Raw genomic sequence first — 26,133 nt, 5'->3', positions numbered from 1 at the left:
GTGGCCCAGGTCAAACGTATCCGCCGCAACGTCAGCGGCATCATCCTCCTCGACAAGCCGCTGGGATTCACCTCCAACGCGGCGCTGCAGAAGGTTCGCTGGTTGCTCAACGCGGAAAAGGCCGGCCACACCGGCAGCCTCGACCCGCTGGCTACCGGCGTGCTGCCGCTGTGCTTCGGCGAGGCGACCAAGTTCTCGCAGTACCTGCTCGATTCCGACAAGGGCTACGAGACGGTCATGCAGATGGGGCAGACCACCAGCACCGCGGACGCCGAAGGCGAAGTCCTGCAGACCCGCGAAGTGACCGTTGGTCGCGCCGACATCGAGGCCGTGATCCCGCGTTTCAAGGGTGAAATCCTCCAGGTGCCGCCGATGTACTCGGCCCTCAAGCGCGATGGTCAGCCACTGTACAAGCTGGCACGTGCAGGAGAGGTAGTGGAGCGCGAGGCGCGTTCTGTTACTATTGGCCGCTTGGAGTTGCTCGAGTGCGAAGGCACCCGTGCGCGCCTGTCGGTTGGATGCAGCAAAGGCACCTATATCCGCACCCTGGTGGAGGATATCGGTGAGGCGCTGGGCTGTGGTGCCTACGTCGCTGAACTGCGCCGTACCCAGGCGGGCCCCTTCGAGCTGGCACAGACCGTGACGCTCGAGGAACTCGAACAGGCCCACGCAGAGGGTGGCAATGAAGCGCTCGATCGCTTCCTCATGCCGTCCGACAGCGGGCTGCAGGACTGGCCGCTGGTGCAGTTGTCCGAGCACAGCGCGTTCTACTGGCTGCATGGCCAGGCGGTACGCGCGCCGGACGCGCCGCAGTTCGGCATGGTCCGGGTACAGGATCACAATGGCCGCTTCATCGGTATCGGTGAAGTGAGCGAAGACGGGCGCATCGCGCCGCGTCGACTGATTCGGTCGGAATGACCGGAACCACCGGCAGGGGCTTCGGCTGAAACCGGTGGATACGAGGGTGGCTGTTATTAGGCACGGTCACACCTCTTCTTATTAATACGGGGACTTGTCCCTGGCCTATTGGAGACCGTTCGCGGGATCCGTTTATCAGGAGAAGCCAAATGGCCCTCAGCGTCGAAGAAAAAGCTCAGATCGTTGCCGATTACCAGCAAGCCGCCGGCGATACCGGTAGCCCGGAAGTGCAGGTTGCTCTGCTGACCGCCAACATCAACAAGCTGCAAGGCCACTTCAAGGCCAACGAAAAAGACCACCACTCCCGTCGTGGTCTGATCCGTATGGTCAACCAGCGTCGTAAGCTGCTGGACTACCTGAAGGGCAAAGACACCACCCGTTACAGCGCCCTGATCGGTCGCCTGGGTCTGCGTCGCTAATAGCGGCCTGGCCAGTGGTGTTGCATGGCGTGTCGCATGCATCGGCAGGGTTGCCTGGCAACCCTGGCGTTGGACACGCCACGCGATCTGCGAGGTTGGCAGCCTGGTCCGTCGTGCGGTTCATCCGCCCGGCGCCAGGCTCCCAGCCTCGTGTTGTATCTGGACGGTCAATGGGGCCGATTCCCCGTTCTGCCCAAGAATTCGCAAGAACCAGTTCCCCCAAGAGCCACTGAAGAAGGTAGGAAACCGTGAACCCGGTAATCAAGAAATTCCAGTTCGGTCAATCGACCGTAACCCTCGAAACGGGCCGCATTGCCCGTCAGGCCACCGGCGCCGTGCTGGTCACCGTCGACAACGATGTCACCGTGCTGGTGACCGTGGTCGGTGCCAAGCAGGCTGATCCGGGCAAGGGCTTCTTCCCGCTGTCCGTGCACTACCAGGAAAAGACCTACGCCGCCGGCAAGATCCCTGGTGGTTTCTTCAAGCGTGAAGGCCGTCCTTCCGAGAAGGAAACCCTGACCTCGCGCCTGATCGACCGCCCGATCCGCCCGCTGTTCCCTGAAGGCTTCATGAATGAAGTCCAGGTCGTCTGCACCGTGGTTTCCACCAGCAAGAAGACCGATCCGGACATCGCCGCGATGATCGGTACCTCGGCCGCCCTGGCCATCTCCGGCATTCCGTTCGAAGGCCCGATCGGCGCCGCCCGCGTTGCCTTCCACGAAAGCACCGGCTACCTGCTGAACCCGACCTACGAGCAACTGGCTGCCTCGAGCCTGGACATGGTCGTTGCCGGTACCTCCGACGCCGTCCTGATGGTTGAATCGGAAGCCCAGGAGCTGACCGAAGACCAGATGCTGGGCGCCGTGCTGTTCGCCCACGATGAATTCCAGGCCGTGATCAAGGCGGTCAAAGAGCTGGCTGCCGAAGCTGCCAAGCCGACCTGGGACTGGAAACCTGCCGTTGCCAACACCGAGCTGTTCAACGCCATCCGCGCTGAATTCGGCGAAGCCGTTTCCCAGGGCTACACCATCACCGTCAAGGCCGACCGCTATGCCCGCCTGGGCGAGCTGCGCGACCAGGCGGTCGCCAAGTTCTCCGGTGAAGAAGGCCAGCCTTCGGCCGGCGAAGTCAAAGACATCTTCGGCGAAATCGAATACCGCACCGTTCGCGAAAACATCGTCAACGGCAAGCCGCGTATCGACGGTCGCGACACCAAGACCGTGCGTCCGCTGAACATCGAAGTCGGCGTCCTGCCGAAGACCCACGGTTCGGCGCTTTTCACCCGCGGCGAAACCCAGGCCCTGGTCGTCGCGACCCTGGGTACTGCCCGTGACGCCCAGCTGCTGGACACCCTCGAAGGCGAGAAGAAAGATCCCTTCATGCTGCACTACAACTTCCCGCCGTTCTCGGTGGGCGAGTGTGGCCGCATGGGCGGTGCCGGTCGTCGTGAAATCGGCCACGGCCGTCTGGCCCGTCGTTCGGTCCAGGCCATGCTGCCGGCCGCCGACGTGTTCCCGTACACCATCCGCGTGGTGTCGGAAATCACCGAGTCCAACGGTTCCAGCTCCATGGCTTCGGTCTGCGGCGCCTCGCTGGCCCTGATGGATGCCGGCGTGCCGATGAAAGCGCCGGTTGCCGGTATCGCCATGGGTCTGGTCAAGGAAGGTGACAAGTTCGCCGTCCTGACCGACATCCTGGGTGACGAAGACCACCTGGGCGACATGGACTTCAAGGTAGCCGGTACCGCCAAGGGCGTCACCGCGCTGCAGATGGACATCAAGATCAACGGCATCACCGAAGAGATCATGGAAATCGCCCTGGGCCAGGCCCTGGAAGCGCGCCTGAACATCCTCGGCCAGATGAACCAGATCATCGGCGAGTCGCGTACCGAGCTGTCGGCCAACGCCCCGACCATGATCGCGATGAAGATCGACACCGACAAGATCCGTGACGTCATCGGCAAGGGTGGCGCCACCATCCGCGCCATCTGCGAAGAGACCAAGGCTTCGATCGACATCGAAGACGACGGCTCGATCAAGATCTTCGGCGAGACCAAGGAAGCCGCGGACGCTGCCAAACAGCGCATCCTGGGCATCACCGCCGAGGCCGAGATCGGCAAGATCTACGTCGGCAAGGTCGAGCGCATCGTCGACTTCGGCGCCTTCGTCAACATCCTGCCGGGCAAGGACGGCCTGGTGCACATCTCCATGCTGAGCGATGCTCGCGTCGAGAAAGTCACCGACGTACTGAAGGAAGGCCAGGAAGTCGAAGTACTGGTACTGGACGTGGACAACCGCGGCCGTATCAAGCTGTCGATCAAGGACGTTGCCGCTGCCAAGGCATCGGGCGTCTAAGCCATCACAGGCTGAAAGGAAGGACCCTTCGGGGTCCTTTTTTTATGCCTGTGGTTTTGTCTTGCGGACTTGCATCTTGCATGCAGGATTTTGCCCGGGCTTGCAAAATGCACGACCAGCCATGTAGTGGTTAGTTATTAACTAATTGATTTATAAGATAAAAATTAAAATCAAAAAGCTGGCACACGCCCTGCAACATCACTCCTACCTGACGCCAGGATCCACGGCGCAGACCTTTCGAAAAACAGGAGTGACCCACATGAAGAAGTTCGCCATTGCTGCCGCTACTGCCACCGCTCTGACCCTGACCATGGCTAACGCGGCGTTCGCTGCCCAGTCCACCCAGGCCCCGATGACGCTGGCGGCCGGTGAGGTGACCAAAGCCAAGGAAGCTACTTCCGACACCTGGATCACCACCAAGGTGAAGGCTGACCTGATGACCGAGAAAGGCGTGCCAGGCAGTGACATCAAGGTCGAAACCAACAAAGGTGTAGTGTCCCTGTCCTCGGATGTGGCCATTACCGACGCGCAGAAGGACATGGCGGTCGCCATCGCCAAGAAGATCAAGGGTGTTCAGGCCGTCTCGGCTGATGGCCTGAAGTCCGAATAAGGAATGTCCCGTCGGCCAAAAGGACTTGGCCACCCCTTCAAGCACAAGCCCCGGCATTTGCCGGGGCTTGTGCTTGCGCTTCCCTGTAGGAGATCGCCCAGCGCGTCGGGCTGCGCTGTCGCGCAGGGAACTGTCCCCCTGTAGGAGCGGCCTTGCGTCGCGAAAGGGCTGCGTAGCGGCCCCAGGTTCTCAGTATTGATGCAAAGATCGCCGGGGCCGCTCTGCGGCCCTTTCGCGACGCAAGGGCGCTCCTACACGGGGCGCTATAGCGCTGGATTACGTGCGATGACATCACTCTCGTAGCACACCTGCTCCACGATCAACGGTTCCACCAGCGGCCTGCTGTCCCGGAAATGCGCGGTCTGGGTATGGGCCTCATATGCAGCGTCATCCTGGTAGATCTCGTACAGGTAGATCACATCTGGATTCTCCCGATCCTGGGCCACATCGAACACCAGGCAGCCCGGCTCGGTAGCCACTGAAGCGGCGGCATTGGCCTGGATCGCCGCCAGGAATGCCTCGGCGGTACCGGATTTCACACGTGTCTTGATAAACAGGCAGTACACAGAAAGCTCCTTTTGTTTTAAATTCTATTTTGAATTGTATACAAAAAAAGGAGTCGCGCTCATGTCCGAACTACCTGCCCGTCCAGGTCGCCTGAATGGTCTGCGTCATATCGCCTTGCTGGTCCCCAACCTGGAGGAGTGCGAGCGCTTCTACGTGGATGTGCTGGGCATGGAAGTGCTGAACCGCGCCAATGAAGACCTGGTCTACCTCACCTGCGGCAACGACAACCTGTCGCTGGGGCGTGGTGCAGGGGCGGCCAATGGTTTGCAGACCCTGGATCACTACGGCTTCATCGTCGACAGCGTGGAAGAGCTGGAAGCCTGGTACCAGTACTTCAAGGCCCACGGCGTGACGCTGCTGGATCGCCCCTTCAATCATGGCGATGGAGCGCGCAGCTTCCATCTGCTGGACCCTGCGGGGAACAAGGTGCAGCCGCTGTATCACCCGGCGGTGTCGGGGCAGCGGCTGGTCTGATGGCATCGATTGCCGGTCCTGCCTTCATCGCCGGGTTGGCGGCGATGAAGGCGACTCGGTCGTGAAGGGCTACTCGGCATCCAGGTGCATCGGCGTCACCACCCGCCCATCGCTTTCAGCCTGGCCAAGATTGGTGTCGATGAAGTACACCCGGTCATCTTCCAGCTGGCCCTTGTCCACCAGGTAGTCCTTGATGCTGCTGGCGCGTTCCTGGCCGAGGGTGCGCAGCAGCGCGGTGCTTTCCGCCCAGGACTTGATCACCGCCTCGCGCAGCTTGGTGGTGCGCTCGTCACGGCCCAACTTCTCCCATTCGGCCGGCGGCTGCTGCTTCAGGCGGTTGCGGTAGATACCTTCGAGCATCGCCGGCTTGTCGCTGTCATCTACCACCAGCAACGAGGCGTTGGCCGGCACCTTGTCGCCGCGGCGCTGGAGGATCTTGTACCAGGTGGCCTGGTACTCGCGCTCCAGGCGCTGCTGGGCGATCAGCGGTCCGTCGCTGCTCTGGGCGGCGGTACCCTCGATCTCCAGGCGCAGCTCGGGACGTTCCTTGAGAGCCGAGGCGAGCTTGTCCAGGGACGTCTGCACGTCAGGGGTCAGGTCGCTGGAGCCTGCCGCGAACGAGACGTTGCCCAGGTCTTCCGCGCCGCCGCCCGAAACCAGCCCGCCGAGCAGCTTGAACGGCGCCTGGGCCGCGCGCAACACCAGGTTGCGCAGGGTCTGCCAGACGATCGGCATCACGCTGAACTGCGGGTTGTTTAGGTCGCCCGACACCGGCAGTTCGATGGAGATCCTGCCTTCGGTGTCCTTGAGCAGTGCGACCGCCAGGCGGATCGGCAGGTCCACGGCGTCCGGGCTGTCGACTTTCTCGCCCAGTTGCAATTGTTCGATCACCACCTTGTTCTCGGCCTTGAGCTGGCCGTTGGTGATCAGGTAGTGCAGGTCGAGGTTCAGCCGACCCTTGCGGATGCGCATGCCCGCGAACTTGCCGGAGTAGGGGGTGAGGGTGGTCAGCTCGACACGCTTGAAGCTGGTGGCGATGTCCAGGCTGGCCAGCGGGTTGAACGGGTTGAGCGCGCCTTTGATGGTGACCGGCGCGTAGCGGTCCACCTTGCCCTTGATATCCACCTTGGCCGGCGACGGCTTGCGGTTGTCGATGGTGCCGATCTGGCCATTGAGCTGCTGCACGGCGGTGGCGAAGTTCGGCGTAAGGGTCAGGTCGGCGAAGTTGGCCGAACCATCGTTGATACTGATCTGGCCGATACGAATGCCCAGTTCCTTGCCACTGTCGGACGCCGCCGGTTTGCTCGGCGCCGCAGCAGGCTTGTCCGCGGGTTGCGGGATCAGCAGGTCGTCGACGTTGGTGGTGCGGTCTTCGTTGATGATGAAGCGCGCATAAGGTTGCAGCAGGGTGACCTTGTCGATCGACAGGGCATCGCCGTGCACGTAGGACAGGCCATCGACGTTGACCTGCTGCCATTTGACGAAGTCGCGGTTCTTGATGGTGTCCAAGGTGTGCAGCTGGTTGGCCTGGGCCTTGCCGGTGATGCTGAAGGCCAGTGGCTCGGTGCTCTTGAGGTCGACCTTGAGGTCGCTGGAGAGCATGCCGCTGCGCAGTTCCAGGCGGATGAACGGGCTGATGTAGGCCTGGGCGACGCGCAGGTCGATGTCGCGGGTGGCGACGTCGAGTTTCGCCGTGACCGGTGCCAGGTTGACCTGGCCCGCGGCCTGCAGCTTGCCTTGCTTGCCCACGCCGGTGTCGAGTTTGAGGGTGAAGGGCGACTGGTTGAGGCTGTCGAAGTTCTGCAGGTCGAGGTTGAGCGGGCCGACATCCAGGGCCACGGGCTCCTTCTGGCTACGGTCGGCCAGGTGAACCAGGTAATTGCGTGCCTGCACGTCCTTGAGCAGGACCTGCCAGGGCTTGCTCGGTTCCTTGGCGGCCTGTTGTTCCGGGGTCGGTTCGGCGGCTGCGGGCTCGGCCTTTTCCTTCGGCGTGGCCTTGGCCGGCTGGCTGGCGAACAGCTTCTGCCAGTCGAGCTGGCCGTCCTTCTCCAGGGCCGCCCAGGTCTCCAGCTTCTCACTGCGGATCTTGCCGACGGTGACCAGCTGTTTGGCCAGGTCGATGGAGGTCTCGCTGACTTCCAGGCTGGCCAGGCGGGCCAGCGGGCGCCCGTCCGGGGCCTTGATGGCGAAGGGCGCGACCCGAACCGAGGTGTTGTCGAGCAGCAGCTCGGTTTCCTTGGCGAGGTTGAGTTTGTAGTGGGTGTCGAGGCTGACCATGCCGTCTTCCAGCACCAGCGGCACGGCGTCGCGCACATAAGGCCAGAACAGCTTCATCTTGCCGTCGGTGACCTTGAGGGTGCCTTCGGAGGCGATCGGCGCCAGGCTCAGGGTGCCGCTCCAGTCGATGCGCCCACCGGCCGGACCGTTGGCCACCAGGGTCATGTCGGCGTTGTCGTCGGGCAGGGTGCTGAGGTTCTTCAGCTCCAGGTTCATCGAGTCGTAGAGGAACTCGATCGGTTCGCTCGGGCGCAGGTCCTGGAAGTGCAGGTAGCCCTCGCTGAGCTTGATGCTGGCGATGCGCAGCGGGAATGGGTCACTGGGCGGCTCTTCCGGCTTGGGCTCGCTGGGCGGGAGCTTGAACAGCTGCGCCAGGTTGAGGCTGCCGTCCTTGGCGAACAGCAGCTCGGTACGCGGCTTGTCCAGCTCCACGGCGTCCAGGCGCAGGGCCTTGGTCCACAGGCTGTCGAGGGCGAGGTTGGCGTACAGGCGTTCGAAGCCGACCTGCTCCTTGCCGGGTTCGCCGATCTGCAGGCCCCAGAGGGTCAGCTCGAGGCTGAACGGGTTGAGCTCGATGCGCTGCAGGTGCGCCGGCACCGTGGCGTATTGCGCCAGCTGCTGGTTGGCGATGCGCAGGGCGACACCGGGGAGAATGAAAAAGCCGAGCAGGCCGTACAGGGCCACGAGGGCCAGCAGTGCGCCGAGAGCGCGGGTCAATCCTTTGGGCATGTGTCGCTTCGTCTGTATCAGGCTGGAGTGCTTGGAGTATGGCACGTTAAATCGGTTCCGATGAACGGGGCAAAATACCTCATTCGATGCCCATGCGCCGCCGTGCGCGGTGCGCCGAACCGTTTCGCATGGCCCAGCGCAGCACCGGGGCGGTGTTGTTCAGGCCCAGGCGGATCATGCGCCGCTCGACCGCGCCCAGTTGCAGGCCGAGCATTTCGCTGGCCCATTCGGGCAGCAGGTCGATGCCGGCCTTGAGCATCAGCTTGCCCACCGGCTCGGCCATCCGGCTAGGCGCCGGGGCCTTGAGCAGGATGTCCACCACCTCCAGGCTGCGCGCGTCGCACTGCAGTTGCGGGCGCATGCGGTGCAGGTAGTCGTCGACCTCGGCGCAGGAACGTGGCACGTCGCGTGCGCCGAGACGCTCGGCGATCAGCGCAATCTCGTCGTAGTAGGCGTCCTGCTCGGCGCGTGGCAGACGGGGATTGCGATAACGCAGGTGGGCGGCGAGGAAACTGCTGACTTCGACCACATGCACCCAGGTCAGCAGGTCGGGGTCGCTGGCCGCATAGGGACGGCCATCGGGCGCGGTGCCGGTGACCTTGAGGTGGATGGTGCGGACCTTGTCGATCAGCCACTCGGCGTCACGGGTCGAGCCGAAGGTGGTGCCGGAGATGAACTGGCTGGTACGGCGCAGGCGTCCGAGCAGATCCTGGCGGAAGTTCGAATGGTCCCAGACCCCGGCCAGTGCCAGCGGGTGCAGCAGTTGCAGCATCAATGCGCTGATACCGCCCACCAGCATGCTGGGGAAGTCGCCATGCACCTGCCAGCTGATGCTCTGTGGGCCGAACAGGCCGGGGTCACCCTTGGGCGATTCCAGGTCGAGCTGGCCGAGGGCCAGCCCGGTAAGGCTCATGACCTGGGTTTCGATGCGACGACGTAGGACTTCCATGGCGACCTGTGCTGGCCGCCATGGCGGCCGTCTATGAATTGAGGCGTTTATCGTTCAGCCGGTCATCAGCCGGGCCTGAGGTGGGGAGCGTCTCGAACGCGCCACCCTGGACATGATAAACCGTGGGCTCCTCGGAAAAATACGGCGACAGGTGGGCCATGAAGACCTGGTGGTCTTCACTGGCCTCGAAGCCAGGCGTGTGATCCTCGAGGGATTGCCACTGCACGATCAGGTTGAATTGATGGGGTGCTTCGATCCCTTGCGCGAGCAGGTGGCTGATGTGCCCATCGGCCCGGCTGAGCAGAGGGGCGACTTCGGCGAAGGCGTGCCTGAAGCTGTCGAGATGTGCCGGTTGGATGGGAAGTATGGCGATTTCGTAGATCATGGCGGTTCTCGTTGGATGATGGGGGCGTCAAACGCTGGCTGGGGCGGCTGCAGGCACGACCGCAATGGCGATCTTTCCTTGCAGGCCATTGTTGGGGCTTTGCAGCCGGGCATGGGCGAGCGCAACGTCGGCCAGGGGATAGACGGCGCCCACATGTGGCCGCAGTTGTCCGCGCTCGACCAGTGCGCTCAGCTCATCGAGCTTGCCGCGCTGCTGCCGGGTGAAGACGAAGTGATAGCTCGCGTTCTTGCCCCAGGCCTGGATGAGGTTCTGCGGTTGCGCGATATCCACGATCGACACCACGCGTCCCAACTGGGCCAGGGCGTCCGGGCTGCGAGACAGGGCATCGCCGCCGATGGTGTCAAACACCACATCGACGCCCTGGCCTGCAGTTTCCTTGAGGATGACGTCGACATAGTCCTGGCGCTCGTAGTCGATGACCACATCGGCGCCCATGCGCCGCACGAATTCGGCATTCGCTTCGCGCACCGTGGTGAAGACCCTGGCGCCCATGGCCTTGGCCAGCTGGATCGCCACATGACCGACGCCGCCGGCACCGCCATGCACCAGGATGCGCTCGCCCACCCTGAGCGCCGCGCGGACCACCAGCGCCTCCCAGGCCGTGCCGCCGACCAGGCTCAGGCTTGCCGCCTCGAGATGGCTCAGCGACGGCGGCTTCCGGCCGACGATGCCTTCGGCGGCGACGTGGTATTCGGCATAGCTGCCAGCGCCCTCGAAGATCTGCGGGGTGTACCACACCTCGTCACCGGGGCTGAACGCCGTCACCCCAGGCCCGACGGCTTCGACGACGCCGGAGACGTCGTGCCCGGTAATGGCCGGCAGCGGCACCAGGTCGGGATAGTCGCCGCGGCGCACCTGGTAGTCCAGCGGGTTGACGGAGGTGGCATGCACTCGGACCAGTACCTGCCCGGCCTCGGGCACCGGTTTGGCGATGTCGCGATAGACGAACGCATCCGGGCCGCCGAAGTCATCCAGTATCAACGCTTTCATGGTGTTTCCTCGCTTCGATAAAAAGGGATATCGGGAAATATCGATGCGTTAAATGAAATCAAGCTGTCTTTCAGTTTCTGGGCGCCTGGCAGGCACCTCGGTGATGACTCCTTGGCATCCGTAAAACGGGATATCGGGAAATACCGATATGCAAGAATAAAAGCAAACCCTACAGTTCGCTCCCGATCAGCTCGGCGAGCGCGCTGATGGCCGCTTCGTTGCGCTTGTAGTAGGTCCACTGGCCAATGCGGCGGACCTCGACCAGGCCTGCGCGCTGCAGGGTGGCCAGATAGTCGGACACCGTCGACTGCGACAGCCCCACGCCTTCCTGGATACTGCTCACACAGACACCCACGGTGTGAACGTCACCTTCGTCCTGTGGAGGAAAGTGTTTCACCGGGTCTTTCAGGCCTTTGAGGATCTCGAGGCGTGTGCGGTTCGAGAGTGCCTTGAATACGTCGAGCAGTTCCATGACGCGATAATATCGGCATTTACCGATATGTCAATTCACCGCAGAACGGCCGGCAAAGGCCGTCCTGCGAAGAGGCCTATTGGTTCAGGCGTTTGTCGATCAGGCCCTGGACCACGCTCGGGTCGGCGAGGGTCGAGGTGTCGCCCAGGTTGTCCAGTTCGTTGCAGGCGATCTTGCGCAGGATGCGCCGCATGATCTTGCCCGAGCGGGTCTTGGGCAGGGCAGGAGCCCACTGGATCAGTTCAGGCTTGGCGAAGCTGCCGATCTCCTTGCTGACCAGGGCCAGCAGTTCGGCTTTGAGCGCGTCGTCCGGCACGACGCCGTTCATGGGGGTGACGAAGGCATATACCCCTTGGCCCTTGAGGTCGTGGGGGTAGCCGACCACGGCGGCCTCGGCGACGCTGTCGTGCAGCACCAGGGCGCTCTCCACCTCGGCGGTGCCGATACGGTGGCCGGAGACATTGATCACATCGTCGATGCGCCCGGTGATCCAGTAGTCGCCATCGGCGTCGCGGCGGGCGCCGTCGCCGGTGAAGTAGTAGCCGGGCATCGGCTTGAAGTAGGTGTCGACCATGCGTTGGTGGTCGCCGTAGACGCTACGGATCTGCCCGGGCCAGCTGGCCTTGATCGCCAGCAGTCCGGCGCCGGGGCCTTCGATCAGCTTGCCTTTGTCGTCCAGCAGTACCGGTTGCACGCCGAACATCGGCTGGGTGGCGCAGCCCGGCTTGAGCCGTGGCGTGCCGGGGAGGGGGGTGAGCATGATGCCGCCGGTCTCGGTCTGCCACCAGGTGTCGACGATGGGGCAGCGCTTCTGCCCGACGGCCTCGAAGTACCATTCCCAGGCTTCCGGGTTGATCGGTTCGCCGACGCTGCCGAGCAGGCGCAGGCTCTGGCGCGAGGTACTTTGCAAGGGGCCGGGGCCTTCGCGCATCAGCGCGCGCAGGGCGGTGGGCGCGGTGTAGAAGATGTTCACCCGATGCTTGTCGACCACCTGCCAGAAGCGCGAGGTGTCGGGGTAGTTGGGCACGCCCTCGAACATCAGCGAGATCGCGCCGTTGGCCAGCGGGCCGTAGACGATATAACTGTGGCCGGTGACCCAGCCGACGTCGGCGGTGCACCAGAACACCTCGCCGTCACGGTAGTCGAACACGGTCTTGAAGGTCATGGTTGCCTGCAGCAGGTAGCCGGCGGTGGTGTGCAGCACGCCCTTGGGTTTGCCGGTACTGCCCGAGGTGTAGAGGATGAACAGCGGATCCTCGGCGTTCATCGGTTCAACCGGGCACTCGTCAGCGGCCTTTTCCGTCACCTCGTGGTACCAGAGGTCGCGATCGTCGCTCCAGGCCACCTCAGCGCCGGTACGCTTGATCACGAATACGCTGCTCACCGCCGGGCAGCTGGCGAGGGCCTTGTCGACGTTCTGCTTGAGCGGAACGCGCTTGCCGCCACGTACGCCTTCGTCGGCGGTGATCACGGTACGGCAGTCGGCGTCGAGGATGCGGTCGCGCAGGGCGTCGGGAGAGAAGCCGCCGAACACCACCGAGTGGATGGCGCCGATGCGCGTGCAGGCGAGCATGGCGTAGGCGGCCTCGGGGATCATCGGCATGTAGATGCATACCCGGTCGCCTTTCTTCACGCCACGGGCTTTCAGGGCGTTGGCCAGACGGCAGACCTGGCGGTGCAGTTCGCGGTAGCTGATGGCCTTGCTGTCCGCGGGGTCGTCGCCTTCCCAGAGCAGTGCGGTCTGCTCGCCACGCTGGGCCAGGTGGCGATCGATGCAGTTATGGCTGACGTTGAGCTGGGCGCCGTCGAACCAGCGGGCGCTGCCGGTGTTCAGATCGCATTGCTGCACGCTCGACCAGGGCTTGATCCAGTCCAGGCGCCTGGCCTGTTCGGCCCAGAAGGTGTCGGGATCATCCACCGACTGGCGGTAGAGGCGGCGGTAGTCGTCGTCGCTGAGGGGGGCGGACTGGCTTACGGCCAGGGCCTGGGGATAGTCGCGGATATCGAACATGGCGGGTGGTCCTGCTCTTGTTAGGGGCGAGGGACTGCAACGGCTATTCGATGGACAGTGTAGCTGGATGAGATGTTCAGCCTGTGTCGGCCTCTTCGCGGGTTAACCCGCTCCCACAGGGTTTTCACTGAACCTGTGGGAGCGGGTTTACCCGCGAAGAGGCCGGTGCAGGAAGTGGATCAGCCGCGATGACGGCCGCGGAAGTAGTTGATCAGGCCCTGGGTGGAGCCATCCTCGGCGCTGTCTTCCAGGCTGCCGACCAGGCGCTGGTAGACACCCTTGCCCAGTTCCTTGCCCAGCTCCACGCCCCACTGGTCGAAGGCGTTGATGCCCCAGACCACGCTCTGCACGAACACCTTGTGCTCATACATCGCCACCAGCGCGCCAAGACGGCGCGGGCTGATGCGCTCGACTACGAGGGTGTTGCTCGGACGGTTGCCCGGGATCACCTTGTGCGGCGCCAGCTTGGCGATATCGGCCTCGTTCAGGCCCTTGGCGCGCAGCTCGGTCTCGGCTTCCTCGCGGGTCTTGCCGAGCATCAGCGCCTGGCTCTGCGACAGGCAGTTGGCGTACAGCCACTGATGGTGGTCCGCCACCGGGTTGAAGCTCACCACCGGGACGATGAAGTCGGCCGGGATCAGCTGGGTGCCCTGGTGCAGCAACTGGTGGTAGGCGTGCTGGCCGTTGCAGCCGACGCCACCCCAGATCACCGGGCCGGTGTCGGTCTTCACCGGGGTGCCGTCCTGCAGCACGCTCTTGCCGTTGGATTCCATGTCCAGCTGCTGCAGGTGCTTGGTGATGTTGCGCAGGTAGTGGTCGTACGGCAGGATCGCATGGGCCTGGGCGCCCCAGAAGTTGCCGTACCACACGCCCAGCAGGGCCAGCAGCACCGGCATGTTCTTCTCGAACGGCGCGGTCTGGAAGTGCTGGTCCATGGTGTAGGCGCCGGACAGCAGTTCCTTGAAGTTGGCGGTGCCGATGGCCAGGGCGATCGGCAGGCCGATGGCCGACCACAGCGAGTAGCGCCCGCCGACCCAGTCCCACATCGGGAAGATGTTCTCTTCGCGGATGCCGAAGGCCACGGCCGCGGCCTTGTTGCTCGACACGGCGATGAAGTGGCGGTACAGCTCGGCTTCCGAACCGCCCTGGGCCAGGTACCAGGTGCGCGCGGCCTGGGCGTTCTTCAGGGTTTCCAGGGTGTTGAACGACTTCGACGAGACGATGAACAGGGTGGTCTCGGCGCGCAGGTTGGCCGACAGCTCGTGGAACTCGCTGCCGTCGATGTTCGCCAGGTAGTGGCAGCGCACGCCGCGCTGGGCGTAGGGCAGCAGCGCCTCGGAGACCAGCTCGGGGCCGAGGAACGAGCCGCCGATGCCGATATTGACCACGTCGGTGATCGGTTTTTCGCTGTAGCCGCGCCACAGGCCGTCGTGGATGCGGCCGACCAGCTCGGTGATCTGGTTCAGCACCTTGTGCACTTCCGGCATCACGTTGACGCCGTTCACGCTGAGCTTGTCGCCGACCGGGCGGCGCAGGGCGGTGTGCAGCACCGGGCGGCCTTCGGAGGCGTTGATGATCTCGCCGCTGAACATCGACTTGATGGCCGCTTCCAGGTCGACGTCCTTGGCCAGGTTCACCAGCAGGTCACGGGTCTGCTCGGTGATCAGGTTCTTCGAGTAGTCGAGGAACAGGCCGCAGCTGCTCAAGGAGAACTGCTCGAAGCGCTTGCCGTCGGCGGCGAAGGCTTCGCGCATGCTGAAGCCCTGCATGGCGTCGCGGTGTTGCTGAAGCGCCTGCCAGGCGGGCAGCGCCGTCACATCGTGGGGGGTACGGTAATACGCCATTGCGGGTGGTTTCCTTGGTGCATGGTCAGGCTTGGACAGCGGCATTCGTTGCCGGTTGCAAGCTGGACATTATAGGCATTGGCGCCAAGGCGGGAATGGGGGGAGGCGAACGGTGTGGATTAAAATTGTCACCGGCCTGATACCTGGCGTGCGTGGGGCGGCAGTTCGCCGCGCCCACGCAGGGATCTCAGGCGGTCTGCTCTTCCAGGTGCAGGTAGATGTTGTCGATCAGCCGGGTGTTGCCCAGGTACGCCGCCGCGATCACCACCAGGTCACGGTCGTCGATCATCGCCGGACGCAGGGTCAGGGCATGGCGCACTTCCAGGTAGTCCTTGCGCAGGCCTGCCGCTTCCAGTTGCGCCTGGCCTTCGGCGATCAGCGCCGCGAAGTCGCGTTGGCCACGGCGCAGGGCGTCGGCGATGCCGCTCAGGGTGCGGTACAGCACCGGGGCGGTGGCACGTTGCTCCGGCGTCAGGTAGCCATTGCGCGACGACAGCGCCAGGCCGTCCTCGGCGCGCACGGTCGGCTCGCCGATGATCTGGATCGGCATGTTCAGGTCGCGCACCATGGCGCGGATCACCGCCAGTTGCTGGAAGTCCTTTTCGCCGAACACGGCAAGGTCTGGCTGGACCATGTTGAACAGCTTGCTGACCACCGTCGCCACGCCTTCGAAGTGCCCGGGGCGGCTGGCGCCGCACAGGCCTTCTGACAGCTGCGGCACGCTCACCCGGGTCTGCACCGCCATGCCGTCGGGGTACATCTCCTCGACGGTGGGGGCGAAAAGCAGGTGACAGCCTGCCTGGAGCAGTGTTTCCTGGTCGGCGACTAGGGTGCGGGGGTACTTGTCCAGGTCTTCGCCAGCGCCGAACTGCAGCGGGTTGACGAAGATGCTGGCGACCACGAAGTCGGCGCGCTGGGCGGCCTTGGTCACCAGCGCGGCATGGCCGCTGTGCAGGTTGCCCATGGTCGGCACGAAGGCGATGCGCTTGCCCTCGCCACGGGCGCGGGCCACGGCGGCACGCAGTTCACGGACGGTCTTGACGGTATTCATGCGCTGAACCCATGCTCGCTGCCAGGGAAGCTGACGTCCTTGACCGCACGGACATAGGCGGCCAGGGCACTCTGGATGTCCGGCTGGCCGGCCATGAAGTTCTTCACGAACTTCGGCACGCGGCCGCTGAGCGACAGCCCGAGCATGTCATGCAGGACCAGTACCTGGCCATCGGTGGCGCTGCCGGCGCCGATGCCGATCACCGGAATGCTCACCGCCTGGGTAATCTCCGCCGCCAGCTCGCTGGGCACGCATTCGAGCAGCAGCATGGCCGCGCCGGCCTGCTCCAGGGCGATGGCGTCGGCGCGCATCTGGCGGGCCTGGGCTTCCTGGCGGCCCTGGACCTTGTAGCCGCCCAGCACGTTGACTGTCTGCGGGGTCAGGCCCATGTGCGCGCACACCGGCACGCCGCGCTCGGCCAGCAGGCGGATGGTCTCGCCGAGCCAGGCGGCGCCTTCGATCTTGAGCATGTGGGCGCCGGCGCGCATCAGTTCGGCGGCGTTGGCGAAGGCCTGCTCGGGGGTGGCGTGGGCCATGAACGGCAGGTCGGCGAGGATCAGCGCGCCATCATTGCCGCGTTTGACGCAGGCGGTGTGGTAGGCCATGTCGCGGTTGGTGACGGGCAGGGTGCTGTCATGGCCCTGCAGGACCATCCCCAGGGAGTCGCCCACCAGCAGGACTTCCACGCCGGCCTGGCTGGCGGCCTTGGCGAAGGTCGCGTCGTAGCAGGTCAGCATGGTGATTTTCTCACCCTTGGCCTTCAGGCCGTGCAGGGTGGTCAGGGTTACTTCAGGCATGTAGGGGAATCCTCGTTCAGGCGCTGTGAACAACAACTGCGTACAACGCGTGTATTCATCTTCCGGAGCGGCACATCATCGTCTGTGATGTTCGGGCACAGGTCCGTCCGAGCCTAAATGGGTGATTGCGGCAGAGTGGCGCCGCGGGACGCCTATAGTCGTGAGCGAGGTGGGGGAAGTCAACCAGCCGTGTTACCGCATTGTTACGGCACCGGTGTTACTGGCGTTACCGCCGTCGGAAACGCCCGAATTACAGGCGTTCCAGGCCGACGAACGGACAATCTTCGAGCAGCTGCGCCAGGGCGCGGCCATCGGCGAGGCGGAATTCGGCGGGCACCAGCTCGGCGAGCGGGTAGAGCACGAAGGGGCGGGCGTGCATGTGGTAGTGCGGCACCTGCAAGCGCGGCACGTCGATGACCTGGTCACCGAACAGCAGCACGTCGAGGTCGAGGGTGCGTGGGCCCCAGCGCTCCTGACGCACGCGGCCCTGGTCGTTCTCGATGGCTTGCAGCGCGTCGAGCAGGTCCAGCGGAGCCAAGGCCGTGTCGATGGCCGCCACGGCATTGGTGTAGCGCGGCTGGCCGGGCAGCAGCGAGTCGCTGGTGTAGAGCGCCGAGGCCGCCGCCAGGCGGGTGTCGGCGATCAGGTCCAGCGCCTGCAGGGCGCTGCGCAGCTGCTCGGCGGGCTCATCCAGGTTGCTGCCCAGGCCGATGAACGCACGGGTGTTCATGCTCAGTCCCAGGCCTGCTCGTCATCGCGCTTGCGTTTGCCGCCGCTGCGCTTGCGCTTGCGTGGGCCGGCAGTACCGCCGGCGCCGTCGTCGCGGCTGCCGAGCTCGCGGATCATGTCGCGGCGCTGACTGTCGTTGGCGTCCTGGTAGTCGGTCCACCACTCGCCCAGGCCGTCGGTTTCCTCGCCGGCGCTTTCACGCAGCAGCAGGAAGTCGTAGCCGGCGCGGAAGCGCGGGTTGTCCAGCAGCATGTCGGCACGCTTGCCGCTGCGCCGTGGCAGGCGCTCCTGCATGTCCCAGATCTCGCGGATCGGCAGGGTGAAGCGCTTGGGGATGGCAATGCGGGCGCACTGTTCGGCGATCAGGTCGTGGGCCGCGCCGTTCATGGCCGGGATCGGCGGCACGCCTTGGCTCTGCAGGTACAGCGCACGGCCCGGCAGGGCCGGCCAGAGCAGGGCGGCGAAGAGGAACGCCGGGGTCACTGGCTTGCCCTGCTTGACGCGCAGGTCGGTGTTGCTCAAGGCCTGGCTGATCAGGGTGTGGGTGTAGGTCGGGCGCTCTTCCAGGGCCTGGCTGCTGGCCGGGAACAGTGGCTCGAACAGTTGCAGGTCGACCAGCATCTCGAAGGTGATCGCGCCCTGGCCGTTGAGGAACAGCTTGAGGCTCTCCTCGAACAGGCGCGCCGGCGGGATGTCACGCAGCATGGGCGCTAGCTCGCGGATCGGCTGCACGGTGTGTTTCTCGATGCCGAAGTCCAGCTTGGCGGCGAAGCGCACGGCGCGCAGCATGCGTACCGGGTCTTCCTGGTAGCGGTGCGTCGGGTCGCCGATCAGGCGCAGCAGGCGGTTACGGATGTCGTGGACACCGTTGGCGTAGTCGAGGATGCGCTCGCTGACCGGGTCGTAGTACAGGGCGTTGATGGTAAAGTCGCGGCGTTGCGCGTCTTCTTCCAGGGTGCCGTACACGTTGTCGCGCAGGATGCGGCCACTGGCATTGTGCGACGAGCGGTGGCTATCGGACTGGTCTTCATCCGAGTGCGGGGCACGGAAGGTGGCGACCTCGATGATGTCACGGCCGAAATGCACGTGCACCAGCTTGAAACGCCGGCCGATGATGCGGGCGTTGCGGAACTCCGCGCGGACCTGCTCGGGGGTGGCGCTGGTGGCGACGTCGAAGTCCTTGGGCGTGATGCCCAGCAGCAGGTCACGCACGCAGCCACCGACCAGGTAGGCCTGGTAACCGGCTGCCTGCAGGCGCTCGACGATGCCCACGGCATGGCGGCTGAACTGGCTGCGCTGCAGCGAGTGCTGGCTCTTGTTGATCACTTCAGGCGTGGTGCGCCTGTGGTGCTGGCCACGAACGGGCGGGCGGAACGACTGGAACAGCTTCTTCAGCATGGGATGCACTGTTTGAAGGAATGATCGGCCAAGGATAGGAGAATGGCCGCATGATGGGCGGGGATTCTAGCATTTACTGGGGGAATGGTGTAGGCGGTGTGGCAAGGGCGATGCGAAAGGGAGAAACGACATGGGGAGCCGAAGCTCCCCATCAAAGTCGTTGCGTGCTCTTATTGTTTTTTTGCCGGGCTTCTTGTTTTTGTTGAATGCCCTGTCCACAAATCTCGAAGCTTGTGGACGACCCCCAAACCGGGGGTAAAGAGCAAACGGATTGCTTTGGTCGCCGAGTTGATGCTGATCTGTCGATCCAATCAGTTCAGGTGCTGCTTTTGAGTGCAGTTTTTGTTGTTCTCTGCCTGATCGTGGGGCAAGCCCCAAACACAACGCCTCTCCAAAAGAATCAGTTAGCTGCGCCTCCGCCGTCTTGTTCTTATTGTGCGTGAGCCGTTTCGTCTTGTTCTTATTCTGAGTTGCAGTGCTTGTTATTGTTCTTGTACCAGACATATAGCAGGTGCCGTGCCAACTTTTGAAAACCCAATGAAATCGGGGGTTTCAGCGGTTCAGGCAGGTTTTGGGGCGGGGCAAATGTAGAAATTTCGTTACCTTACGCCTCGGGGGATGTTACGGCTGACAGGGTGGGTAACAGATTTTTGCGGGAACTGATGTGTTACCGCGCAAACGCATCGCGGGGAAAGCCCGCTCCCACGCCACCCTTGCCTGGTGCGTGGGAGCGGGCTTTCCCCGCGAGCTGTCGGCGTTGAATCAATTGTCGCTGGTGGCGTTGCTCTTGCGTCGCGGGATACCCAGGCGCTGGCGGCGTTCCCACAGGCATTTGCGGCTGACGCCCAGCTTGCGCGCCAGCTCGGTCTCGGTCATGTGGTCCTGGTGCTCGAGGACGAAATGCTGGAAGTAGTCCTCCAGCGACAGGTCCTCGGTCGGCTCGTGGCTGGCGCTGTTGGCGCCGGCCAGGGTCGGCAGGTTGTCCAGCACGTCGTCGTCTTCCAGGTCGCTCAGCTCGATGTCGATACCCAGCAGGTCGGCGGAAATCTCCGCGCTCTCGCTGAGAATCACCGCGCGCTCCACGGCGTTCTCCAGTTCGCGCACGTTGCCCGGCCAGCTGTAGTGACGGATGGCCTGCTCGGCTTCGTGGGAGAAGTGCAGGTCGTCGCGGCCGATGCGCGCGCTCTGGCGGGCGAGGAAGGCATTGGCGATCTCGTTGACGTCGCTGCCGCGCTCGCGCAGGGCCGGCAGCTTCAGGGCGATCACGTGCAGGCGGTAGTACAGGTCTTCGCGGAACTGCCCGGCCTTGGCCAGGTTCTTCAGGTCGCGGTGGGTCGCGGCGATCAGGCGCACGTCGACCTTCTGCGACTGCACCGAACCGACCCGGCGGATCTCGCCTTCCTGCAGCACGCGCAGCAGGCGGGCCTGGGCTTCCAGGGGCAGTTCGCCGATCTCGTCGAGGAACAGGGTGCCGCCGTCGGCGGCCTCGACCAGGCCCGCGCGCCCGGCGCTGGCACCGGTGAACGCGCCCTTCTCGTGGCCGAACAGCTCCGATTCGATCAGGGTCTCGGGGATCGCCGCGCAGTTCACCGAGATCATCGGTGCCTTGGCCCGGCGCGAGAGGTTGTGCAGGGCGCGGGCGACCAGCTCCTTGCCGGTGCCCGACTCGCCCTGGATCAGTACATTGGAGTCGGTCGGGGCGACCTTGCGAATCTTGACGTACATGTCCTGCATGGGCGGGCAGGAACCGATGATGCCGATCTCGCCGTTGGCGGCCGCGCTACCTGCCTTGTCGCTGGCGGCCTTGCCGTTGCCGGCGCGTGGCTCGGCGGCTGGTGCGGCCGCTGGTGCGTTCTGCCGGTCGCGCAGGATACGGGCCACGGCCTGGAGCATCTCGTCATGGTCGAAGGGCTTGGCGATGTAGTCCACCGCGCCCATCTTCATCGAGTCCACCGCCGAGCGCAGGCTGGCGTAGCTGGTCATGATCAGCACCGGGGTGCCCTGGCCAAGCTTGATCAGCTCGGTGCCCGGGGCGCCCGGCAGGCGCAGGTCGCTGACGATCAGGTCGAAGGTGGCAATGCTGAAGCGTTCCTGGGCTTCCTGCACCGAGCCGGCTTCGCTGACCTGGTACTGGTTCCGTTCGAGCAGGCGACGCAGGGCCGAACGGATGATGGTTTCGTCTTCGACGATCAGAATGTGCGGCATTGATTCAATTCTCTCGACGGTCTCGAATTTCAGGGGACGTCGCTACGACATGCCGGGGCAGGGTCACGCGGATCCGGGTACCACGTTGGCGCTCGATGTCGGCCGGGCTGTCGATGGTGATTTGCCCATAATGCTCTTCCACGATGGAATAGACCAGAGCGAGCCCCAGTCCGGTGCCTTCGCCCGGGTCCTTGGTGGTGAAGAAGGGTTCGAAGAGGCGGTCCATGATGCTTTTCGGGATGCCGCTGCCTTCGTCCTCGACGATCAGGTCGACGGTGTGTTCGTTCACTTCGCTGCGCACGCGCACGGCGCTGCCGGGCGGGGAGGCGTCGCGGGCGTTGGAAAGCAGGTTGATCAGCACCTGGGCCAGGCGCTGCGGGTCGCCCTCGACCCAGTGCTCCGGGTCGCAGAGGTTGAAGAACTGTACTTCGAAATTGCGCCGGTTCAAGGCCAGCAGACCAATGGCGTCCTGCGCGACTTCGGCCAGGCACACCGGCTCCTCGCTGTTCTGCTGGCTGCCGCCGGCATGGGCGAAGCTCATCAGCGACTGGACGATGCGCGAAACGCGCTTGGTCTGTTCGAGGATCTGGCTGGACAGCTCGATGATCTCGCCGTCGCCCTCGCGCTCCTCACGCAGGTTCTGCGCCAGGCAAGCGATGCCGGTGATCGGGTTGCCGATCTCGTGGGCCACCCCCGCCGCCAGGCGACCGATGCTGGCCAGGCGTTCGGAGTGCACCAGCTTGTCTTCCAGCGCCTGGGTCTCGGTGAGGTCCTCGACCAGCAGCACCAGGCCGCTGTTGCCCGGGGCCAGTGGCTCGTCGATGGCCGCCTTGTGCAGGTTGAGCCAGCGCGGTTGGCCATCGAGGGCCAGTCGCTGCTTGTGCAGGTGTTCGTCGGGCACGTTGATGAAGCCTTGCAGCAGGCCGCGCCAGGGCTCGCCGATGGTCACCAGGCGCGAACCGACCACGTGCTTGGCGGCGATCCCGGTGAGCTCCTCCATGGCCTTGTTCCACATCAGGATCTCCTGGTCCTTGGCCAGCGAGCACACGCCCATGGGCAGTTCCTGCAGGGTCTGGCGGTGGTAGCGGCGCAAGGCGTCGAGCTCGGCGGCAAGGCCGGTCAGACGCGAGTGGTAGTCCTCGAGGCGGCTTTCGATGAAGTGGATGTCCTCGGTGACGTAGTTCTCGTTGCCGGATTTATAGGGCAGGAAGGTCTCGACCATGTCCTGGGCCACGCTCGGACCCATCAGGCCGGAGAGGTTGGCCTCGATGCGGTCGCGCAGGCGGCGCAGGGCGTAGGGGCGGCGCTCGTCGAAGGGCAGGTAGAGGTCGCGCAGGGCCTGTTCCACCTCTTTCTGCGCGGCCTTGGCGCCCAGCGGCTTGGCCAGCTGGGTGGCGAACTCCTGGGGCGAGGCGGCGTGCAGCTCGCGGCGCTGCGGGCGACGCACGTTGTCCACCGCGCAGGCCTCGGCGGCGCTGACTTCTTCGCTGCTGGCGTTGGTGAACAGCGAGATCAGGGTGAACAGCAGGACGTTGGCCGCCAGCGAGGCGATGGCCGCCATGTGCCAGCTGGTGTCGTCCAGCACGTAGATCATGTCCAGCAGCGGGATATAGAAGCCCTGCAGGTTGCCCAGCAGCGGCAGCAGCATGGTCACCATCCACACCAGCATGCCGGCCAGCAGTCCGGCGATGAAGCCGCGGCGGTTGGCGGTCGGCCAGTACAGCACCGAAAGCACGCCGGGCAGGAACTGCAGGGTGGCGACGAAGGCGACGATGCCCAGGTTGGCCAGGCTCTGGTGGGTGTTCTGGGTCAGGTAGAAGATGAAGCCGGCGGTGATGATGGCGACGATCAGCGCCCGGCGGGTCCATTTCAGCCAGCGGTAGATGTTGCCTTCGGCCGGCGGCTGGTACAGCGGCAGCACCAGGTGGTTCAGGGCCATGCCCGACAGCGCCAGGGTGGTGACGATGATCAGCCCGCTGGCGGCCGACAGCCCGCCGACATAGGCCAGCAGCGCCAGCGCTTCGTTGTTGGCGGCGATGCCCAGGCCCAGGGTGAAGTACTCGGGGTTGGTGCTGGCGCCCAGGCGCAGGCCGGCCCACAGCACCAGCGGCACGGCCAGGCTCATCAGCAGCAGGAACAGCGGCAGGCCCCAGCTGGCGCTGACCAGCGAGCGCGGGCTCAAGTTCTCGGTGAAGGCCATGTGGTACATGTGCGGCATGACGATCGCCGAGGCGAAGAACACCAGCAGCAGGGTACGCCATGGCCCTTCCTGCAGCGGCGTGTGCAGGGCGGCGAGGGCGGTCTGGTTCTGCAGCAGCCAGACTTCCAGGCCATGTGGTCCGCCGAACACGCCGTACAGCGCATAGAGGCCGACGCCGCCCAGGGCCAGCAGCTTGATCACCGATTCGAAGGCGATGGCGAATACCAGGCCTTCGTGCTTCTCGCGGGTGGCGATATGGCGCGAGCCGAAGAAGATGGTGAACAGCACGATCAGCACGCAGAAGGCGAATGCCACCCGTGCCTTGACCGGTTCGCCGGTGAGGATGCTGATCGAGTCGGCCACCGCCTGGATCTGCAGGGCCAGCAGCGGCAGCACGCCGATCAGCATGAAGATGGTGGTCAGCGCGCCGGCCCAGGTGCTGCGAAAACGAAACGCCAGCAGGTCGGCCAGCGACGACAGCTGGTAGGTGCGGGTGATCTTGAGGATCGGGTAGAGCAGCACCGGCGCCAGCAGGAAGGCCCCCGACACCCCCAGGTAACAGGCGAGGAAGCCGTAGCCGTACTGGTAGGCCAGGCCGACCGAGCCATAGAAGGCCCAGGCGCTGGCGTAGACGCCCAGCGACAGGGTGTAGGTCAGGGGGTGGCGGATGACCGCGCGCGGGATCAGCCCGCGTTCGCTGATCCAGGCCACGCCGAACAGCACCAGCAGGTAGGCGGCGCTGATCAGGATCATCTGGGTCAGGCTAAAGCTCATCGGCATCTCGTTGGCTCTGCAGGATGAAGGTGACGACGATCAGGATCAGCCAGAGCAGGTAGGGGCGGTACCAGGCACCGGTCGGTTCGATCCACCAGTCCATGATGGCCGGGGAGAACAGGTAGATCCCCACGACCAGAAGCAGGACCAAACGATAGATGTACATGCTGGCCTCGATGGGTTGGGCGCTGCGGGCTTGGACTTATTATTGGCGCAAATGGCTGGGGCGATGCTAGCGGGAATCGGTAGGGTTCGCCAAGGGGTTGAATTTGTTGGGCTTTTGATTTTGATATTGCATGTTCTGGCCCTATCGCGGGGCAAGCCCGCTCCCACGATGCCAATGTGGTCTGCGTGGGAGCGGGCTTGCCCCGCGATAGGGCTGGTACTGCCTCAGCGCAATTCAGCCTCGGGCACCGTCATCTGCCGCGTAATGTGCTCCGGCCGCCACTGCTGCCGGGCCACCGCCAGCACCTCGGCCGGGCTGGCCCCCGCCAGTGCCGGATCGGCCTGCTGCCCCAATGCCCGCAGGGCTCGCAGCAGCAACGGCGTCGCCTGGTCCGCCTCCAGCGGTGGTGAGCGGTACGACTTGCCCAGCTTGTGCCCGTCCGGCTGCACGATCAATGGAATGTGCAGGTAACGTGGCTGCGAGAACCCCAGCAACTCTTGCAGGTACAGCTGGCGCGGCGTGTTGTCCAGCAGGTCGGCGCCGCGCACGATATCGGTGACACCCTGCCAGGCATCGTCCAGCACCACCGCCAGTTGATAGGCATACAGCCCGTCGCGACGCTGGATGACGAAGTCGCCTACCTCGCGGCCCAGGTGTTGCTCGAAGGTGCCCTGGACCCGGTCGCTGAATCGGTAGATCAGCTCCGGCACCCGCAGACGGATCGCCGCGCCTTCGCGAGCGTGCCCGGCGTTGCGGCAAAAGCCCGGGTAGATGCCGTTGTGCCCTTCCAGCTGCTTGCGCGAGCAGGTGCAGGCATAGGCCAGGCCCATGTTGAACAGGCGGTCGACCACCGCGGCATAGGCATCGTGACGCTGGCTCTGGAACACCACCTCGCCGTCCCACTCCAACCCGTAGCGTTCCAGTGTCTGCAGGATCGCGTCACGGGCGCCGGGCATCTCCCGGGGCGGGTCGGTGTCTTCCATACGCAGCAGCCAGCGGCCGTTCACGGCGCGGGCGTCGAGCCAGGAGGCGAGGGCGGCGACCAGCGAGCCGAAGTGCAGGAAGCCGCTGGGGGTGGGGGCGAAGCGGCCGATGTAGCGGGAGTCGTTCATGGATTGCACAGCTATATAAATGAAGACGGGGCGTACCCGTCGTAGAAAGCGGGCTAGCCTGCTTCCACAACCGATACGCCCCGTCTGCGAGGGTCAGGGATCAGCCTTTACCGACAGTCTTTTCCTTCTTCTCCGCAATTTCCTTGCAGTCGAAGCACAGGTCGGCGGTCGGACGGGCCTCGAGGCGGCGCAGGCCGATCTCGATGCCGCAGGAGTCGCACCAGCCGTACTCGTCGGCCTTGATCTTGTCGAGGGTCTTGTCGATCTTCTTGATCAGCTTGCGTTCGCGATCGCGGTTGCGCAGCTCCAGGGCGAATTCTTCTTCCTGGCTGGCACGGTCCGCCGGGTCGGGGAAGTTGGCTGCTTCGTCCTTCATGTGGTCCACGGTGCGATCCACACTGACCATCAGCTCGCCTTTCCAGGCATTGAGGAGCTTGGTGAAGTGCTTCTTCATGGGCTCGCCCATGTACTCCTCACCCTTGGTCTCTACGTAGGGTTCGACACCGTACATGGTCTGGACTTTTTGCTTTTCTACGGTGGACATGAATAGACCGCCTCTCACTCATCTGATCCAATGCGCAGGCTGCTTCCATCTCCGGCGCCCGCCGGCCCTGCGACTGCGAGCCGCCGAACTTACCAGATAGATCCAGGGTGCGCTACCCCGCCCTATGCCTGCTTTTG

General features: G+C 64.4%; 22 protein-coding genes. 5 read left to right on the top strand and 17 right to left on the bottom strand.

Annotation, left to right across the window (positions count from 1 at the left end; all coding sequences use genetic code 11):
- The 4 genes from truB to K2O50_RS23240 all read left to right on the top strand — a co-directional run bounded on the left by truB (position 1) and on the right by K2O50_RS23240 (position 4,301).
- A complete protein-coding gene (truB, locus tag K2O50_RS23255; protein ID WP_050706984.1) occupies positions 1-918 on the top strand; it encodes a tRNA pseudouridine(55) synthase TruB in 918 nt (305 codons plus the stop codon).
- A gap of 149 nt (positions 919-1,067) precedes the next feature.
- Positions 1,068-1,337: a 30S ribosomal protein S15 gene (gene rpsO / locus K2O50_RS23250; protein ID WP_029613930.1), complete on the top strand. Its 270-nt coding sequence runs from the start codon at positions 1,068-1,070 to the stop codon at positions 1,335-1,337.
- A 248-nt stretch (positions 1,338-1,585) separates the two neighbouring features.
- A complete protein-coding gene (pnp, locus tag K2O50_RS23245; protein ID WP_050706983.1) occupies positions 1,586-3,691 on the top strand; it encodes a polyribonucleotide nucleotidyltransferase in 2,106 nt (701 codons plus the stop codon).
- A 259-nt stretch (positions 3,692-3,950) separates the two neighbouring features.
- Positions 3,951-4,301 (top strand): BON domain-containing protein, encoded by a 351-nt coding sequence (locus K2O50_RS23240; protein WP_050706982.1) that lies wholly within the window; start codon positions 3,951-3,953, stop codon positions 4,299-4,301.
- A 263-nt stretch (positions 4,302-4,564) separates the two neighbouring features.
- On the opposite strand, the gene K2O50_RS23235 is transcribed toward K2O50_RS23240, so the two are convergent.
- Complete coding sequence (locus K2O50_RS23235) at positions 4,565-4,867, bottom strand: putative quinol monooxygenase (protein WP_050706981.1); 303 nt, start codon at positions 4,865-4,867, stop codon at positions 4,565-4,567.
- A gap of 61 nt (positions 4,868-4,928) precedes the next feature.
- Between K2O50_RS23235 and K2O50_RS23230 the strand changes: the two genes are divergently transcribed.
- Positions 4,929-5,342, top strand: a complete 414-nt coding sequence (locus K2O50_RS23230) for a VOC family protein (RefSeq protein ID WP_010955354.1) — start codon at positions 4,929-4,931, stop codon at positions 5,340-5,342.
- Between the two features lie 69 nt (positions 5,343-5,411).
- Here the strand turns inward: K2O50_RS23230 and K2O50_RS23225 are convergent, their stop codons facing one another.
- The 16 genes from K2O50_RS23225 to dksA form a co-directional block, all read right to left on the bottom strand.
- Entirely contained in the window at positions 5,412-8,348 is a 2,937-nt protein-coding gene (locus tag K2O50_RS23225) for a DUF748 domain-containing protein (RefSeq protein ID WP_050706980.1), read from the bottom strand.
- 79 nt (positions 8,349-8,427) lie between these two features.
- On the bottom strand, positions 8,428-9,297 hold the full coding sequence (locus K2O50_RS23220) for an oxygenase MpaB family protein (RefSeq protein ID WP_050706979.1): 870 nt from the start codon (positions 9,295-9,297) through the stop codon (positions 8,428-8,430).
- A gap of 31 nt (positions 9,298-9,328) precedes the next feature.
- Entirely contained in the window at positions 9,329-9,682 is a 354-nt protein-coding gene (locus tag K2O50_RS23215; RefSeq protein ID WP_050706978.1) for an antibiotic biosynthesis monooxygenase, read from the bottom strand.
- A 27-nt stretch (positions 9,683-9,709) separates the two neighbouring features.
- Positions 9,710-10,693 (bottom strand): zinc-dependent alcohol dehydrogenase family protein, encoded by a 984-nt coding sequence (locus tag K2O50_RS23210; RefSeq protein ID WP_050706977.1) that lies wholly within the window; start codon positions 10,691-10,693, stop codon positions 9,710-9,712.
- A gap of 169 nt (positions 10,694-10,862) precedes the next feature.
- Positions 10,863-11,165: a helix-turn-helix transcriptional regulator gene (locus K2O50_RS23205; RefSeq protein ID WP_050706976.1), complete on the bottom strand. Its 303-nt coding sequence runs from the start codon at positions 11,163-11,165 to the stop codon at positions 10,863-10,865.
- Between the two features lie 76 nt (positions 11,166-11,241).
- On the bottom strand, positions 11,242-13,176 hold the full coding sequence (acs, locus tag K2O50_RS23200; RefSeq protein WP_050706975.1) for an acetate--CoA ligase: 1,935 nt from the start codon (positions 13,174-13,176) through the stop codon (positions 11,242-11,244).
- A gap of 179 nt (positions 13,177-13,355) precedes the next feature.
- Positions 13,356-15,020 (bottom strand): glucose-6-phosphate isomerase, encoded by a 1,665-nt coding sequence (gene pgi, locus K2O50_RS23195; RefSeq protein WP_050706974.1) that lies wholly within the window; start codon positions 15,018-15,020, stop codon positions 13,356-13,358.
- A gap of 187 nt (positions 15,021-15,207) precedes the next feature.
- Entirely contained in the window at positions 15,208-16,071 is an 864-nt protein-coding gene (gene panC / locus K2O50_RS23190; protein WP_050706973.1) for a pantoate--beta-alanine ligase, read from the bottom strand.
- Positions 16,068-16,868: a 3-methyl-2-oxobutanoate hydroxymethyltransferase gene (panB, locus tag K2O50_RS23185; protein WP_050706972.1), complete on the bottom strand. Its 801-nt coding sequence runs from the start codon at positions 16,866-16,868 to the stop codon at positions 16,068-16,070. The genes panC and panB overlap by 4 nt, the downstream gene beginning before the upstream one ends.
- A gap of 250 nt (positions 16,869-17,118) precedes the next feature.
- On the bottom strand, positions 17,119-17,598 hold the full coding sequence (gene folK / locus K2O50_RS23180; RefSeq protein ID WP_050706971.1) for a 2-amino-4-hydroxy-6-hydroxymethyldihydropteridine diphosphokinase: 480 nt from the start codon (positions 17,596-17,598) through the stop codon (positions 17,119-17,121).
- 2 nt (positions 17,599-17,600) lie between these two features.
- Positions 17,601-18,995, bottom strand: coding sequence for a polynucleotide adenylyltransferase PcnB (locus tag K2O50_RS23175; RefSeq protein WP_050706970.1), 1,395 nt, complete (start codon positions 18,993-18,995; stop codon positions 17,601-17,603).
- Positions 18,996-19,757: 762 nt separating this feature from the next.
- A complete protein-coding gene (locus tag K2O50_RS23170; protein WP_050706969.1) occupies positions 19,758-21,200 on the bottom strand; it encodes a sigma-54 dependent transcriptional regulator in 1,443 nt (480 codons plus the stop codon).
- A 4-nt stretch (positions 21,201-21,204) separates the two neighbouring features.
- Complete coding sequence (locus K2O50_RS23165) at positions 21,205-24,180, bottom strand: sensor histidine kinase (protein ID WP_052896099.1); 2,976 nt, start codon at positions 24,178-24,180, stop codon at positions 21,205-21,207.
- The gene (locus K2O50_RS23160; RefSeq protein ID WP_003250005.1) at positions 24,164-24,340 is read right to left on the bottom strand and encodes a hypothetical protein; all 177 of its coding nucleotides are present in this window, start codon (positions 24,338-24,340) and stop codon (positions 24,164-24,166) included. Before K2O50_RS23160 ends, K2O50_RS23165 begins: the two co-directional genes overlap by 17 nt.
- Before the next feature lie 224 nt (positions 24,341-24,564).
- Positions 24,565-25,452 carry a tRNA glutamyl-Q(34) synthetase GluQRS gene (gluQRS, locus tag K2O50_RS23155; protein ID WP_050706967.1) on the bottom strand — a complete coding sequence of 296 codons (888 nt, stop codon included), beginning with the start codon at positions 25,450-25,452 and terminating at the stop codon, positions 24,565-24,567.
- 100 nt (positions 25,453-25,552) lie between these two features.
- Positions 25,553-25,996 (bottom strand): RNA polymerase-binding protein DksA, encoded by a 444-nt coding sequence (dksA, locus tag K2O50_RS23150; RefSeq protein ID WP_050706966.1) that lies wholly within the window; start codon positions 25,994-25,996, stop codon positions 25,553-25,555.
- Between the last annotated feature and the right edge of the window lie 137 nt (positions 25,997-26,133).

The organism is Pseudomonas sp. 2hn (assembly GCF_019646095.1).
Taxonomy (GTDB): Bacteria; Pseudomonadota; Gammaproteobacteria; order Pseudomonadales; family Pseudomonadaceae; genus Aquipseudomonas; species Aquipseudomonas peradeniyensis.
Note: the sequence above shows the minus strand (reverse complement) of the source record. Positions and strands in the feature narration are given on the sequence as shown.